The organism is Leucobacter manosquensis (assembly GCF_018304845.1).
Classification (GTDB): Bacteria; Actinomycetota; Actinomycetes; order Actinomycetales; family Microbacteriaceae; genus Leucobacter; species Leucobacter alluvii.
The window spans coordinates 1,107,711-1,121,975 of sequence record NZ_JAFEVO010000001.1; the positions used below are offsets into that span (position 1 = coordinate 1,107,711).

The 14,265-nt window shown below is 67.3% G+C and carries 12 protein-coding genes and 1 tRNA gene; 8 read left to right on the forward strand and 5 right to left on the reverse strand.

Annotated elements, in window-relative coordinates; all coding sequences use genetic code 11:
• The first annotated feature begins 48 nt into the window (after positions 1 to 48).
• From JSQ98_RS05080 to JSQ98_RS05110, 7 genes are all read left to right on the forward strand, one after another.
• On the forward strand, positions 49 to 834 hold the full coding sequence (locus JSQ98_RS05080) for a fumarylacetoacetate hydrolase family protein (protein WP_090150230.1): 786 nt from the start codon (positions 49 to 51) through the stop codon (positions 832 to 834).
• On the forward strand, positions 819 to 1,625 hold the full coding sequence (locus tag JSQ98_RS05085; protein ID WP_211648631.1) for an HpcH/HpaI aldolase family protein: 807 nt from the start codon (positions 819 to 821) through the stop codon (positions 1,623 to 1,625). Before JSQ98_RS05080 ends, JSQ98_RS05085 begins: the two co-directional genes overlap by 16 nt.
• A gap of 100 nt (positions 1,626 to 1,725) precedes the next feature.
• Entirely contained in the window at positions 1,726 to 3,261 is a 1,536-nt protein-coding gene (locus JSQ98_RS05090) for a fumarylacetoacetate hydrolase family protein (RefSeq protein ID WP_211648633.1), read from the forward strand.
• Positions 3,262 to 3,264: 3 nt separating this feature from the next.
• A complete protein-coding gene (locus JSQ98_RS05095) occupies positions 3,265 to 3,942 on the forward strand; it encodes a GntR family transcriptional regulator (RefSeq protein ID WP_090150238.1) in 678 nt (225 codons plus the stop codon).
• Positions 3,943 to 3,967: 25 nt separating this feature from the next.
• The gene (hpaE, locus tag JSQ98_RS05100; RefSeq protein ID WP_211648635.1) at positions 3,968 to 5,467 is read left to right on the forward strand and encodes a 5-carboxymethyl-2-hydroxymuconate semialdehyde dehydrogenase; all 1,500 of its coding nucleotides are present in this window, start codon (positions 3,968 to 3,970) and stop codon (positions 5,465 to 5,467) included.
• 36 nt (positions 5,468 to 5,503) lie between these two features.
• A complete protein-coding gene (hpaD, locus tag JSQ98_RS05105; RefSeq protein WP_090150243.1) occupies positions 5,504 to 6,646 on the forward strand; it encodes a 3,4-dihydroxyphenylacetate 2,3-dioxygenase in 1,143 nt (380 codons plus the stop codon).
• 230 nt (positions 6,647 to 6,876) lie between these two features.
• Positions 6,877 to 8,424 carry an APC family permease gene (locus JSQ98_RS05110; RefSeq protein ID WP_211648636.1) on the forward strand — a complete coding sequence of 516 codons (1,548 nt, stop codon included), beginning with the start codon at positions 6,877 to 6,879 and terminating at the stop codon, positions 8,422 to 8,424.
• 72 nt (positions 8,425 to 8,496) lie between these two features.
• Here JSQ98_RS05110 and JSQ98_RS05115 read toward each other — a convergent pair whose 3' ends face one another.
• The 4 genes from JSQ98_RS05115 to JSQ98_RS05130 form a co-directional block, all read right to left on the reverse strand.
• The gene (locus JSQ98_RS05115) at positions 8,497 to 8,826 is read right to left on the reverse strand and encodes a YciI family protein (protein WP_211648637.1); all 330 of its coding nucleotides are present in this window, start codon (positions 8,824 to 8,826) and stop codon (positions 8,497 to 8,499) included.
• A 228-nt stretch (positions 8,827 to 9,054) separates the two neighbouring features.
• Positions 9,055 to 10,032 (reverse strand): ribose-phosphate diphosphokinase, encoded by a 978-nt coding sequence (locus tag JSQ98_RS05120; protein WP_200331679.1) that lies wholly within the window; start codon positions 10,030 to 10,032, stop codon positions 9,055 to 9,057.
• A 45-nt stretch (positions 10,033 to 10,077) separates the two neighbouring features.
• Complete coding sequence (glmU, locus tag JSQ98_RS05125) at positions 10,078 to 11,508, reverse strand: bifunctional UDP-N-acetylglucosamine diphosphorylase/glucosamine-1-phosphate N-acetyltransferase GlmU (protein WP_211648638.1); 1,431 nt, start codon at positions 11,506 to 11,508, stop codon at positions 10,078 to 10,080.
• A 237-nt stretch (positions 11,509 to 11,745) separates the two neighbouring features.
• Positions 11,746 to 11,817: transfer RNA gene (locus JSQ98_RS05130), tRNA-Gln, on the reverse strand.
• 100 nt (positions 11,818 to 11,917) lie between these two features.
• Between JSQ98_RS05130 and JSQ98_RS05135 the strand changes: the two genes are divergently transcribed.
• Positions 11,918 to 12,460: a MarR family winged helix-turn-helix transcriptional regulator gene (locus JSQ98_RS05135; protein WP_200331675.1), complete on the forward strand. Its 543-nt coding sequence runs from the start codon at positions 11,918 to 11,920 to the stop codon at positions 12,458 to 12,460.
• 23 nt (positions 12,461 to 12,483) lie between these two features.
• On the opposite strand, the gene JSQ98_RS05140 is transcribed toward JSQ98_RS05135, so the two are convergent.
• Positions 12,484 to 14,181, reverse strand: a complete 1,698-nt coding sequence (locus JSQ98_RS05140) for an amidase (protein WP_211648639.1) — start codon at positions 14,179 to 14,181, stop codon at positions 12,484 to 12,486.
• Positions 14,182 to 14,265: the final 84 nt, after the last annotated feature.

Below are 14,265 nucleotides of genomic sequence, written 5' to 3' on the forward strand. Positions count from 1 at the left end.
CGGAAGATCGTATACGATTTACACCACACGCCAGACAACGGAGGTCACGTGCTCGAGCAGACGCAGATTGCAGCCATTGCAGACGAACTGGTGCAGGCGGACAAGGATCGCGCGATCCTCCCCCGACTGACCACCCGGTACCCCGACATGGTGATCGAGGACTCGTACGCCATTCAGAAGGAGTGGTCGGATCGGCGCATCGCCGCCGGGGCCCGCCTCGTCGGCCGCAAGATCGGCCTCACCTCGAAGGTGATGCAGGTCGCCACCGGCATCAGCGAGCCCGACTACGGAGTCATCCACGACGACATGGTGCACGAGTCAGGGGCCGCCATCGAGTTCGACAGGTTCTCGAACGTGCGCATCGAAGTGGAACTCGCATTCGTACTCGCGAAACCCCTCACTGGGCCGAACGTCAACCTGTTCGATGTGCTCGACGCGACGGCCTACGTGGTGCCGGCGCTTGAGATCCTCAACTCCCATCTCGAACTCGAGGGCCGCACCATCGTCGATACGATCAGCGACAACGCCGCCATGGGAGCCATGGTGCTCGGCGGTCGTCCGGTGAAGGTCGACGAGGTCGACCTCACCTGGGCGAAAGCACTGCTCTACCGCAACGAGACGATCGAGGATTCCGGGGTCGCGGGTGCCGTACTCGGGCACCCGGCACTCGGGGTGGCCTGGCTTGCGAACAAACTCGCGCAGCACGGCCAGACGCTCGACGCGGGCGAGATCATTCTCGCTGGGTCGTTCACCAAGCCCATGTGGGTCGAGCGCGGGGACACCGTGCACGCCGACTACCACGAGCTGGGGTCGGTGACATGCCGCTTCATCTGAGTCTCCCTGAGACGCTCCGCGACCGACTCGCCGCATCGGACCGCGCCCTGATCGGCCTCTGGGCGTCGGCGAGCAGCCCGGTGACGGCCGAGATCGTCGCCGGCAGCGGTTGCGACTGGGTGCTCCTCGACGCCGAGCACTCCCCCAACGGGCTCGAGTCGGTGCTCGCGCAGCTGCACGCGATGGCGGCGTATCCGGTCGCACCGCTCGTGCGCGTCCCGTACGGCGACACGGTGACGATCAAGCAGTTCCTCGACCTCGGCGTGCAGAACCTGCTCGTTCCGATGGTGGACTCGGCGGCACAGGCCGAGGAGATCGTTCGCGCCGTGCGCTACCCGCCGCGCGGGGTGCGCGGCGTCGGGTCGGCTCTCGCCCGCTCCGCGAGGTGGAACCGCGTGGATGACTATCTGCAGCGCGCAGACGAGACGATCAGCCTCACCGTACAGATCGAATCCGCCGCGGCGGTCGCCGACGCAGACCGGATTCTCGCGGTCGACGGCGTGGATGCGATCTTCATCGGCCCGTCGGACCTCGCAGCGTCCATGGGCCTGCTCGGACAGCAGAATCATCCCGATGTGGTCGAGGCGGTGCTCGGCACGATCCGACGGGCGATCGCGGCAGGCAAGCCGGCCGGCGTCAACGCCTTCGTGCCCGAAGACGCCGAGCGGTACGTCGAGGCCGGCGCATCGTTCGTCGCCGTCGGAGCCGACGTCGCCATCCTCGCGCGACAGACGGAGGCACTCGTCGCGCGCTTCAGAGGCGATGACGAGTCGAAGCGCGCCTCCTACTGAATGGAAAGCGCAGCTCGCAGGCCCCGGCGAGGGCTCTGCCCCTTGGCAAGCCAGCACGAATCGTATACGATTTCAGATACAACCGAGAAGTGAGGTCACGATGACATTCGGAATCGCAGAACTGGGCATCCAGACGCCCGGGAAAATCATCGCCGTGCACCTCAACTACCCCTCGCGGATCGCACAGCGCGGCCGCACGCCGAAGCACCCGTCGTACTTCCTGAAGCCGGCGTCGTCACTGGCACCGACCGGCGGCACCGTCGAACGCCCGGCCGGCACCGAGCTGCTCGCGTTCGAGGGCGAGATCGCGCTCGTCATCGGTGCGCCGGCACGCCGCGTCTCTCCCGAAGACGGCTGGAAGCACGTCGCCGCCGTCACCGCTGCGAACGACCTCGGTCTCTACGATCTGCGCTCGGCCGACAAGGGCTCGAACCTGCGCAACAAGGGCGGCGACGGCTACACCCCGATCGGCCCGCGCGCCATTCCGACTGAAGGAATCAGTGCGGACGCCTGGCGCGTACGCACCTGGGTCAACGGCGAGCTCGTGCAGGACGACTCGAGCGCAACCCTGGCGTTCCCGTTCGGGCAGCTCGTCGCCGATCTCTCCCAGCACCTGACGCTCGAAACCGGTGATGTGATCCTGACCGGCACACCCGCTGGCTCCTCGGTCGTCGTGCCCGGCGACGTCGTCGAGGTCGAAGTCGATGCCCCGAATGCTCCCGGCGCTCCGAGCACCGGCCGACTCGTCACCACGGTGACCCAGGGCACGACCCCGTTCGGAGACTTCGGCTCGCAGCCTCAGGTCGACGACTTGCAGCGCATCGAAGCCTGGGGCAGCGAGGAGGAGCACGCTGCAGCCGTCGAGGCCGGACGAGCGACACCGCTCTCCGCTCCGCTCGAGAGCGAAGGCGACGCGTCCGGGCCGGAGTCGCCTCTCACCGACGACATTCGCGCCCAGCTCGACGGCGTCGCCGTGGCCACCGTTTCGGCCGCCCTGCGCAAGCGCGGGTACGTCGACGTCTTCATCGACGGAGTGCACCCGAACCACGAGGGCGACACGATCCTCGGCACCGCGAAGACCCTCCGCTTCATCCCGTTCCGCCCCGACCTCTTCGCAGCGCACGGGGGCGGGTTCAATGCCCAGAAGCGCGCGTTCGACACGGTCAATCCGGGTGAGGTGCTGGTCGTCGAGGCTCGCGGCGTGCCCGAGACCGGCACCGTCGGAGATGTGCTCGCACTGCGCGCGCAGGTGCGCGGGGCGGCCGGAATCGTCACCGACGGCGGGGTGCGCGACTTCGCGGCGGTGCAGCAGTTCGACATCCCCGTCTTCTCGCAGGGCGCTCACCCGAGCGTGCTCGGCCGGAGGCATGTGCCCTGGGAGGTCGATGTGACCATCGGCTGCGGCGGCGCCGCGGTGCAGCCGGGAGACATCATCATGGGCGACCGAGACGGTGTCATCGTGATCCCGCCGGCCCTGATCGCCGAGGTCGCGGCCGAGGCCGCTGCCCAGGAGGAGGCCGACGCCTGGGTGGCCGAGCAGGTCGCCGCCGGCGCCCCGGTCGATGGGCTGTTCCCCATGAACGCCGAGTGGCGCGCGAAGTACGAAGCCGCGCGCGCCCAGAAGGCGGAGCGCTGACCCATGGGAGTCGAATCGAAGTCGGAGCAGGCGTACCGGCTGATCCGCTCGCGCATCGACAGCGGTCAGTACGTGCCCGGGTACCGACTGGTGCTCGCACCGATCGCCGCCGAGCTGGAGATGTCAGTGGTGCCCGTCCGTGAGGCGATCCGGCGCCTGGAAGCCGAGCAGCTCGTCACCTTCGAGCGCAACGTGGGGGCGCAAGTCGCGCTCATCAAGGAGACGGAGTACCTGCACACCATGCAGACACTCGCGCTCGTCGAAGGATCGGCGACCGGTCTCGCCGCTCCCGACATCACCGCCGACCAGATCGCGCGCGCTCGCGCCATCAACGACCGCATGCGCGAGTCGCTGTCGGGTGCGTTCGATCCCCAGCGATTCACCGCGCTCAATCTCGAGTTCCACAGCGTGCTCTTCGAGGCGTGCCCCAACCCCCACATCCTCGACCTCGTCCACCGCGGCTGGAACCGCATGAACGTACTGCGCAACTCGTCGTTCAGCTTCGTTCCCGCCCGCGCAACGGAATCCGTCGACGAGCACGAGCAGCTCCTGCGCCTCATCGAGCGACGAGCGGAACCACTCGAGATCGAACTCGCAGCGCGCGCTCACCGCACGGCGACGCTGGACGCCGTGCTCGCGTACACCGAAGAACATCACCACCAGCAGCACCCCGCGGCCTGACCGCGGCCCACTTGGAGGAAATCGCATGACGCACCAGAAGCCCGCAGGGCTCCCAGACCGCATCCGCCATTTCATCGACGGCGAATTCGTCGACTCGGTGGGAGGCGAGACGTTCGACGTGCTCGATCCCGTCACCAACGAGAACTACATTCAGGCCGCCGCCGGCCAGCAGGCCGATGTCGACCGTGCCGTCGCCGCGGCGAAGCGCGCGTTCCAGGAGGGCCCCTGGCCGAAGCTCCTGCCCCGGGAGCGCTCGCGCGTTCTGCACAAGATCGCCGACATCGTGGAATCCCGCGACGCGCAGCTCGCCGAGCTCGAGAGCTTCGACTCCGGTCTGCCGATCACGCAGGCGAAAGGCCAGGCGCGCCGCGCTGCCGAGAACTTCCGCTTCTTCGCCGACCTCATCGTCGCTCAGCACGACGACACCTTCAAGGTGCCCGGCCGCCAGATCAACTACGTGAACCGCAAGCCGATCGGCGTCGCCGGACTCATCACGCCGTGGAACACCCCGTTCATGCTCGAATCCTGGAAGCTGGGCCCCGCGCTCGCGACGGGGAACACCGTGGTCCTCAAGCCCGCCGAGTTCACGCCTCTCTCGGCATCGCTCTGGGCGGAGATCTTCCGCGAAGCCGGAGTGCCCGACGGCGTCTTCAACCTCGTCAACGGCCTCGGCGAGGAGGCCGGCGATGCGCTGGTCAAGCACCCCGATGTCCCGCTCATCTCCTTCACCGGAGAGAGCAGCACGGGATCGCTGATCTTCGGCAACGCAGCCCCCTTCCTCAAGGGCCTCTCCATGGAGCTCGGCGGGAAGAGTCCAGCGGTCGTCTTCGCCGACGCCGATCTCGAAGCCGCGCTCGACGCCACCGTGTTCGGCGTCTTCAGCCTGAACGGCGAGCGCTGCACCGCTGGCAGCCGGATCCTCGTGCAGCGGGAGATCTACGACGAGTTCGTGGAGCGCTACGCCGAGCGCGCCAAGAACGTGGTCGTCGGCCTGCCGTCCGACCCCGCGACCGAGGTCGGAGCGCTCGTCCACCCCGAGCACTACGACAAGGTGATGAGCTACGTCGAGATCGGCAAGGGCGAGGCCCGGCTCGTCGCCGGAGGCGGGCGCCCCGAGGGATTCCCCACCGGCAATTACGTCGCGCCGACGGTGTTCGCCGACGTCTCCCCCGACGCGCGGATCTTCCAGGAGGAGATCTTCGGGCCCGTCGTCGCGATCACGCCGTTCGACACCGACGAGGAGGCGCTCGAGCTCGCGAACAACACGAAGTACGGTCTCGCCGCGTACATCTGGACCTCGAACCTGAAGCGCGCGCACAACTTCTCGCAGTCGGTGGACGCGGGAATGGTGTGGCTCAACTCGAACAACGTCCGCGACCTGCGCACCCCGTTCGGCGGCGTGAAGGCCTCGGGTCTCGGGCACGAGGGCGGCTACCGCTCCATCGATTTCTACACCGATCAGCAGGCCGTGCACATCACGCTCAACGAAGCGCACTCGCCCAAATTCGGCGTCGTCGCTCCGTAACCGGCCGGTCGTCAGGGAATCGCAAGGAGGCACACCATGGCAAAACTGAATGAAGAAGACAAGCAGTCCGCGGGATTCTGGGTGACGAAGGAGGCCCCGATCATCTCGGACGATCCGATCGCCGCCCCGACGTCACCCGCACCCGACATCCTGCGCTGCGCGTACATGGAGCTCATCGTCACCGACCTCGCCGCATCGCGCGAATTCTACGTCGATGTTCTCGGGCTCTACGTGACGACCGAGGACGACGAGGCGATCTACCTCCGTTCCACCGAGGAGTTCATCCACCACAACCTCGTGCTGCGCAAGGGACCGGTCGCCGCGGTCGCCGCGTTCTCCTACCGCGTGCGCACTCCTGAGGATCTGGACCTGGCCGTCGCCTTCTACGAGGAGCTCGGCTGCGAGGTGCGTCGCAACCCGAACGGCTTCGTACGAGGCATCGGCGACTCGGTGCGCGTGGTGGATCCGCTCGGGTTCCCCTACGAGTTCTTCCATCAGACCGAGCACACGGAGCGCATGTCCTGGCGCTACGACCTGCACGTGCCGGGCGAGCTCGTGAGGCTCGACCACTTCAACCAGATCACGCCCGATGTGCCGCGCGCGGTGGGATTCATGCAGAATCTCGGCTTCCGCGTCACCGAGGACATCCAGGACAACGAGGGCACCGTTTACGCGGCATGGATGCGCCGCAAGCCGACGGTGCACGACACGGCGATGACGGGCGGTGACGGGCCGCGCATGCACCACGTCTGCTTCGCGACCCACGAGAAGCACAACATCCTGGCGATCTGCGACAAGCTCGGCGCGCTGCGCAAGTCGGACAGCATCGAGCGCGGCCCGGGCCGCCACGGCGTCTCGAACGCGTTCTACCTCTACCTGCGCGACCCCGACGGCCATCGGGTCGAGGTGTACACCCAGGACTACTACACCGGGGATCCCGACAACCCCGTCGTCACCTGGGATGTGCACGACAATCAGCGCCGCGATTGGTGGGGGAACCCGGTCGTGCCGTCGTGGTACACCGACGGGTCGCTCGTGCTCGATCTCGACGGCAATCCGCAGCCGGTCGTCGCGCGTACCGATAGCTCCGAGATGGCCGTGACCATTGGCGCCGACGGGTTCTCGTACACCCGCGACAGTGAGGGCGAGAAGGGCTTCAAGCTCGGCAACACCCTCTGAGTACTGATGCAGGATCCGGGCCGGGGCGCAGTGCGCCCCGGCCCGTCGCCGTTCCCGCTCCCGCACATCTCATCGACTATCCATCTGGACAGCCTTGCGCGCATGTCCAGGTCCCCTGCGCTCCACGCATAGCCCCTCTCGCCCCGCGCTTCTTAGACTCGTCAGCGCAGCGGGCTGTCGTACCTCGCCCCGCACCGGCAACGCCGCCATTTGTGAGAGGAAGTACCCCGATGAGCGCACCGAGCACCGCGCCCCGGTCCGAGACCACCGCCGCCGAGCACGACCCAGGCCTGAGCCGCCGCACACTCGGCGTCCCCGCGATCACCCTCATGATCATCGCCGCCTCCGCGCCGCTCACCGTCATCGCCGGCGGCGTCACAACCTCGTTCGCGGTTACCGAGTCGCTCGGAGTGCCGCTCGGGTTCCTGCTGATCGCCGTGATTCTCACCGTCTTCGCCGTGGGGTACACCGCCATGGGACGCCACATCACCAACGCCGGCGCCTTCTACGCGTACATCTCTCAGGGTCTCGCGCGCCCGCTCGGTGTCGGCGCCTCCCTCATCGCGCTCGTCTCGTACAACGCCATGCAGGTCGGCATCTACGGCCTCTTCGGGTTCCAGCTCTCCATGTTCCTCGAGGCGAAGTTCGGCTTCGCGTCGCCCTGGTGGCTGTGGATCCTGCTCTGCATCGTGGTCGTCGGCGTGCTCGGCGTGAACCGCGTCGATCTCTCCGCGAAGGTGCTCGGCGTGCTCGTCGGGCTCGAGTTCCTCGTCGTCATCCTCTTCGACATCGTCTCGTTCGGGGCCGCCCCGGAGGGCGCCTCCGCAGCCGCGCTCGACCCCACCGCGCTCTTCGGTCCGGCGCTCGGCATCATCCTGGTCTTCGGCGTCGCCGCCTTCATGGGCTTCGAGGGCGCGGCGATCTACGGTGAAGAGGCGAAGGATCCGAAGCGCACCGTGCCCCGCGCGACCTACGCGGCGATCGCCATCATCGGCATCTTCTACGCGTTCAGCGCGTGGGCCTTCTCGGTGGGGATCGGCCCCTCGGCGATCGTCGGCTCTTCCCAGGAGTTCGGCCCCGACCTCATGTTCGTGTTCATGACGGATCAGACCGGAGTGATCGTCTCCGACATCATGACGCTCCTCTTCCTGACCAGCCTCTTCGCCTCACTGCAGGCCTTCCACAATGCGGTCGCCCGCTACTTCTTCTCGCTCGGCCGCGAAGGGGTGCTGCCTGTCTGGTTCGCACGCACCTCGCGAGCCGGCGCACCCTGGGCCGGCTCCGTCGCGCAGACCGTCATCGCAGTCATCGTCGTCATCGCGTTCGTCCTCGGCGGCGAGGTCTTCGGAGGAGCCGCAGGACTCGGAGACTCCGCGTTCCTCTTCCCCGTGCTTACCATGTTCACCTGGCTCACGAACACGGGAGCCATGGGCCTAGTGCTCCTCATGGCGATCACCGCCATCGCGGTGATCGGCTACTTCGCCCGTGATCGGCGCGGGCTCAGCATCTGGGTCACCGTCATCGCGCCAGCGGTGTCAGGCGCAGCGCTGCTGTGGGTCTTCATCATGATCCTGCAGAACTTCCCGCTGATGCTCGGTCAGACCGAGCCCGATGCGACGACGTTCCTCCTGCCCGGCATCGTCTTCGCCGCCGCCATCATCGGGATCGTCTGGGCGCTCGTCATGCGCTCGCGTTCGCCGCAGCAGTACGCGCAGATCGGCCACGGCACCGAGCCGGGCGCGTACGGCACGAAGCTCGTGGACGTCGTACCGGAATAGGCCAACCCGCTACTCGTCACCGACCCCCTACCGGCGCTCCGGTAGGGGGTCGGTGCGCCGGTGGGCGCCGTCTCAGCTCTCCGCGTCGTCGCCGAACTGGCGGACCTCCTGCTGGCATCGGCACGCCCGAGCGAAACGCGCCGCCCATTCGAGCGCGACCTCGCGAGACGGAGCCTCAATCACGGTGAACCCTCCGGTGAGGGGGGAGGCCCCCGGCAGCACGGTTCCGTCTGCGTCGACGCTCACAGGCGCGACCGCTTCATCGATGCCTCCGCCGAACACCCACACACCGGCCGATTTGGCCTCACGCACGACCGCGTGAGAGTCGGCGACGACCTGCGGGAACTCAGCGTCTGACACCACCATCGCGTCGCTCGGAAACGAGATCAGGTACTTGGACATGGCGGCCTCCTCCGTGCAGTGATGCGCCCATTCCACCACTCCGCGCACGAAAACGCGATGCGTTGTGCCAAGCCGCGCCCCGCGCTCCGCTCCGTGGGCCGGCGCTGTAGCGCCACCGCGGCCGACCGAAAACGCGATGCGTTTTCGCTAGGCCGCCACCCCGCGCTCCGCTCCGTGGGCCGGCGCTGTAGCGTCGCCGCGGCCGACCGAAAACGCGATGCGTTTTCGCTAGGCCGCGCCCTCAAACATGGAGGTGACGGAGCCGTCCTCGAAGACCTCGTGAATCGCCTTGGCGAGGAGCGGCGCGATCGACAGCACCGTCAGCTTGTCGAAGCGCTTCTCGGCAGGCACCGGAAGCGTGTCGGTCACGACGACCTGGTCGATGAACTCCTGCGACAGGTGCTCGATCGCACGTCCGGAGAAGATGGCGTGGGTGCAGGCGATCGTCACACCGCGAGCACCATTCGCCTTCAGCGCCTCGGCTGCCTTCGCGATCGTGCCACCCGTGTCGATCATGTCGTCGACGACCACGCACCAGCGATCCTTCACGGTACCGACGATCTCGTGCACCGATACCTGGTTCGGCACCAGCGGATCGCGCCGCTTGTGAATGATCGCGAGGGGCGCATCGAGCTTGTCGCTCCACACGTCGGCGACACGCACGCGCCCCATGTCGGGAGAGACGACCGTCAGATCGTCGCGGGCGATCGTCTTGCGGAAGTGCTCGAGCAGCACGGGCATCGCGAAGAGGTGGTCGACGGGGCCGTCGAAGAAACCCTGAATCTGCGGTGCGTGGAGGTCGACCGACATGATGCGGTCGGCTCCGGCTGCCTTGAAGAGATCGGCGACGAGGCGGGCGGAGATCGGCTCACGACCGCGCCCCTTCTTGTCTTGACGCGAATACGGGTAGAAGGGCGCCACAACGGTGATGCGCTTCGCCGAGGCTCGCTTCAGCGCGTCGACCATGATGAGCTGCTCCATGAGCCACTCGTTGATGGGGAACGTGTGCGACTGCAGCACGAATGCGTCCGACCCGCGCACGCTCTCATCGAAGCGCGCGTAGAGCTCCCCGTTCGCGAAGGTGCGCGAATCAGTCGGCACGAGTTCGGCCCCGAGCTCCGCGGCGACCTGCTCGGCGAGCTCGGGGTACGCCCGGCCCGTGATCAGGACGAGCTTCTTCTGCCCGGCCATCTCGATTGTGCTCATCCCTGCGTGCTCCTCATCGGTGCTGACATACCCAACAAACCTCGGTTACTTCTCCTGCTCCGCAGCACGCTGCGCCGCATCAGCGGTGCTCGTGCCGGGACGATTCTGCGCGACCCATCCCTCGATGTTGCGCTGAGGGGAGACGTTCATCGCCAACGAACCGGCCGGAACGTTCTTGCGCACGACCGTGCCGGCCGCCGTGTACGTGCCGTCCTCAATCGTAACGGGTGCGATCAGCACATTCTTCGAGCCGACCCGCGCACCATCGCCCACCACGGTCTGGTGCTTCTGCACGCCGTCGTAGTTCGCGAAGATGCTGCCGGCGCCGATGTTGCTGTCGGTGCCGATCGTCGCATCGCCGACGTAACTGAGGTGAGGCACCTTGCTGCCATCGCCGATCTTCGCGTTCTTAGTCTCGACGAACGCTCCGATCTTTCCGCCTGCACCGAGTTCCGTGCCGGGGCGGATGTACGAGAAAGGCCCCACGGTCACGCCGGCCGAGAAGACCGCGAGCGTTGCCTCACTGCGGCGAATGCGGGCGTCCGGGCCCACTTCGCAGTCGACGAGCGTCGAGTCCGGCCCGATGACGGCGCCCGTGGCGATCGATGTCGCACCCTGCAGAAAGGTCCCGGGGAGGATCTCGACGTCCGGTTCGATGGAGACGTCGGCGTCGATCCAGGTCGTCGTCGGATCCTGAATCGTCACGCCCGCCCGCTGATGCGCGCGCACGATACGCGCGTTGAGCTCGCGACCCGCCTCAGCGAGTTGCGCTCGATCGTTCACGCCGGCGATCGTCCAGGGATCATCGGTCGCCACGGCCTCGACGTCTCCGCCCGTGACGAGGATGCGGGCCGCCGCATCGGTGAGGTACTTCTCACCCTGCGCGTTGTTCGTATCGATGCTCGCAAGCGCGGTCTGCAGCGACCGACGCGAGAAGACGTAGATGCCGCCGTTGATCTCGGTGATCCGACGCTGATCGTCGTCGGCGTCCTTCTCCTCGACGATGCCCAGCACCGCGCCGTTGTCGTCGCGCAGGATCCGCCCCAAGCCGGTCGGGTTGTCGAACACGGCGGAGAGGAGCGTCATCGCGCGACCGCCGCCGAGGTGACCCTTGACGAGCCCCTCGAGCGTCGGGGTGTCGATGAGTGGGGCGTCGCCCGAGAGCACGACGACCGAGCCGTCGAAGTCATCGGGGAGTGCGGCGAGCGCCTGCTCCACGGCGCGGCCCGTGCCCGGCACCTCATCCTGATCGACGATCACCGTGTCAGGCGCGTGCTCGAGGATGGCTGCCGAGACGCGATCCCGCTCGTGGCGCACCACGGCCACCACCTGCGTGGGATTGAGTCCAGCTGCGGCGTCGAGAACGTGCGCGATCAGCGAGCGCCCCCCGATGCGGTGCAGCACCTTCGGCAACGCCGACTTCATGCGGGTTCCCTGACCCGCTGCGAGAATGACGACTGCGAGGTGCTCTGCCATGGTGTCCTTTCTTCGGCGACGACCCGAAGCGATGCTTCGTTCCATCAATCCCCACACACAGAGTAGCTGCGCTACCCCGACATTGACGGCGCTCGTAAGCGCCGCGCGGAGCGACGACCCGAAGCGATGCTTCGTTCCATCGCTCCCCACACACAGAGTAGCTGCGCTACCCCGACATTGACGGCGCTCGTAAGCGCCGCGCGGAGCGACGACCCGAAGCGATGCTTCGTTCCATCGCTCCGCCCCCAGGACTCGAACCTGGACCTAACAGCTCCAAAGGCTGTCGTGCTGCCATTACACCAAGGCGGACCGCGCCGATTTCGGCACGCGTACTAGTCTGCCACGGCTCCGCTCCCCATCGCACCACGCCAGGTCGCGAACAACGCCTCCCTGGCTCGATAATGGAGGGATGAAGCACGAAGACGAGGTCGACCGGATCATTGCGGACTGGGAATCAGCGCGCCCGGATCTCGATTTCGCTCCGCTCGCGATCTTCTCCCGCATGTGGCGCGTGACGAAGCACATCGACCGCGCCCGCGCGCAGGCATTCGAGCGTTCAGGCCTCATGTCGTGGGAGTTCGACGTACTCGCCGCGCTGCGGCGCAGCGGCGAACCGTTCCGTCAGAGCCCCAAACTGCTCGGGCAGCAGACGATGGTGTCGAGCGGCACCATGACGAACCGCATCGATCGCATGGCGGAGCGCGATCTCGTGCGTCGCCTCACCGACCCGAACGACGGCCGCGGAGTGCTCGTCGAGATGATGCCCAGGGGCCTCACGCTCGTCGACGCCGCGATCACACGCCTCACCGACTCCGAGGAGCGCCTGCTGAGCGGGATCCCGAAATCCGAGCGAGACCGTCTCGGCGTACTGCTGCGACGGCTCGCCCTGAGCGTGGACCGGTACGTCCCGCTCTCCGAGCCCCTCGGCGAGGCCGAGAGCGACGTCGTCTGAGCTGACGCCCCGCGCGACCGGCGCTACCCGAGGCGGTCCTCGGGAAGCGCCGGCGTCGACGCGGGCGCGACCCGGAGTGAGCCGCTGCCGCCCGCTTCGAACGCCGCCGCGTACCTGAGCAGTTCTGGATCCGAATACGCACGCCCGGCGAAGGTGATGCCGACCGGCATCCCGATGTCGTCCATCATGCCCATCGCCGTCGTCACCGTCGGAATGCCGAGGTGCCGCAGCGCGTAGTTGCCGTTCGAGAAGAAGACGCCGTTCGCCCATGCGCGATCCGCCGCCGTCTGATCGACATCGGCGTTCCACGCGCCCACGTCGGCGTTCGCCGGGAAGACCACGCCGTCGAAGTGTTGGTCGCGGAGCCACGACTCGAAGAGCTGCTCGCGGAGGCGAACGAGAGCGCGCAATCCGTCGGCGAAATCGGCCCGGTCTCGAGGATCGGAGATTCCCGTCTGCGCCATCGTCACCGTGGCGCGGTACCGGTTCTCGTAGTCTTCGACCTCTTCGTATCGATCGGGAAGCGCGCCGGGTGGCTGGGGGAAGATCGTGTCGGGGTCCACGGCGCCGAGGTTCGGGATGTTCGGATCGCCATTGGCTCTCAGGAAGTCGTCCCACCCGAATGCGAGGAAGTGGTTGAACTCCGTGTCCATCCAGCCCTCGGGCAGCACGCCGAGCGCTCCGACGTTCTCCTGGCCCGGCCGGTCGCCCTCGTACTGCTCGATGAGAGGGAAATCGGTGACCACGATCTCGGCGCCGAGCGCTTCGAGCCGCTCGCGGGCCTCTGCGAAACGCGCGAGCACGGACGGGCGCACCTCGATCGGAAAGCGGGGATCCTCGCCGAGATACATCGCCGGCACCGCGAAACGCTTGCCGCGCAGCGCTTCGCGGTCGTTCAAGTCGAGGTAGCTCGCCGGCCGGTGCTCACTCGCGCTCGGCAGGTCGACGACCTGCTGGTTGCGCCAGAAGTCGCCGCGAGTATTGGCATCGTCGCGCACGAGCACGTCGAGCACGCGCAGCATGTCGGGCATGGAGCGCGTGTGCGGCACGACGACGTCTCTCGCCGGGAAGAGCGGCCAGTTGCCCCGAATGCTGAGCACGCCCCATGAGGGGGTGTACGCGCAGAGACCGTTGTTCGATGCTGGGCTGCGGCCCGATGAGACGGTCTCCTCCCCCATGCCGAACACGGCGAGGTTCGCTGCGGTCGACACTCCGGAGCCGTTCGAGGATCCTGAGGCGTACGCCGCTGCGAGGTACTCCGGGTTGTAGGGGCTCTCGGCCCTCCCGTAGACGCCGCGCTGCATTCCGCCGTCCGCCATCGGAGGCATGTTGGTCTTGCCGACCAGCACCGCTCCGGCTTCCCGCAGCTGGGCCACGGTGAAGGCGTCCCACTGGGCGATGAGGTGCTCGAACGCCGGCGACCCGGCTGCGACGCTGAGCCCCTCGACCATGTACGAGTCCTTGACCGTGAACGGCACCCCCTCGAGCGGGCGTGCGAGCCCCTCGCGCCAGCGACGGTCCGACTCCGCGGCGTCGCGCAACGCATGCGGATTGGCCACGACGATCGAGTTCAGTCCCTCTGACCCGCGATCATAGGCCTCGATCCGGGCCAGGTACCGCTCGGTGAGCCAGGTGCTCGTGATCTCGCCGCGCGAGAGCGCGTCGAGCACGTCCGAGATCGATGCCTCGATGAGCTCGAAGGGGGTCGTCGCTTCGTCCATGAACATCCTCGTTTCCGTCCGCAATGCGGAGCTCGCGCTTGTCGGCGCCGCATGCAGCGCCTATCCTGAAAACAGTTTCAGTTG

Coding starts and splice junctions, on each gene's coding strand:
- JSQ98_RS05135 (WP_200331675.1), top strand. CDS start 11,918: ATGAAGCACGAAGACGAGGTCGACCGGATCATTGCGGACTGGGAATCA.
- JSQ98_RS05140 (WP_211648639.1), bottom strand. CDS start 14,181: ATGGACGAAGCGACGACCCCCTTCGAGCTCATCGAGGCATCGATCTCG.
- glmU (WP_211648638.1), bottom strand. CDS start 11,508: ATGGCAGAGCACCTCGCAGTCGTCATTCTCGCAGCGGGTCAGGGAACC.
- hpaD (WP_090150243.1), top strand. CDS start 5,504: ATGGCAAAACTGAATGAAGAAGACAAGCAGTCCGCGGGATTCTGGGTG.
- JSQ98_RS05085 (WP_211648631.1), top strand. CDS start 819: ATGCCGCTTCATCTGAGTCTCCCTGAGACGCTCCGCGACCGACTCGCC.
- JSQ98_RS05120 (WP_200331679.1), bottom strand. CDS start 10,032: ATGAGCACAATCGAGATGGCCGGGCAGAAGAAGCTCGTCCTGATCACG.
- hpaE (WP_211648635.1), top strand. CDS start 3,968: ATGACGCACCAGAAGCCCGCAGGGCTCCCAGACCGCATCCGCCATTTC.
- JSQ98_RS05090 (WP_211648633.1), top strand. CDS start 1,726: ATGACATTCGGAATCGCAGAACTGGGCATCCAGACGCCCGGGAAAATC.
- JSQ98_RS05115 (WP_211648637.1), bottom strand. CDS start 8,826: ATGTCCAAGTACCTGATCTCGTTTCCGAGCGACGCGATGGTGGTGTCA.
- JSQ98_RS05110 (WP_211648636.1), top strand. CDS start 6,877: ATGAGCGCACCGAGCACCGCGCCCCGGTCCGAGACCACCGCCGCCGAG.
- JSQ98_RS05095 (WP_090150238.1), top strand. CDS start 3,265: ATGGGAGTCGAATCGAAGTCGGAGCAGGCGTACCGGCTGATCCGCTCG.